At 46.1% G+C, this 232-nt stretch carries 1 pseudogene; it reads left to right on the top strand.

Annotated features, from left to right (window positions below):
- Positions 1–13 precede the first annotated feature (13 nt).
- Positions 14–232, top strand: a pseudogene (locus IC21_RS17240) (DDE transposase); the annotation flags it as partial.

The following is a 232-nucleotide window of genomic DNA, read 5'->3' as shown; positions in this document are numbered from 1 at the left end:
AACAGCGGAAACGATGGCGGGAGACCGGGGTTATGATGACACGAAGCTGATTACGAAACTCTGGGATACGTATAAGATTAAGCCCATCATTGATATTCGCAATATGTGGAAAGACCCCGACAAAACACGATTACTCCCGGGAAAGGAAAACGTCGTTTATAACTACAAAGGAACCGTATCCTGCGTATGCCCTGAAACAGGTAAACAACGGGAAATGTGCAACGGGGGATTT

Origin of the sequence: Heyndrickxia coagulans DSM 1 = ATCC 7050, assembly GCF_000290615.1 — a bacterium.
GTDB lineage: Bacteria > Bacillota > Bacilli > Bacillales > Bacillaceae_C > Weizmannia > Weizmannia coagulans.
This window is presented reverse-complemented; position numbering and strand designations above follow the sequence as displayed.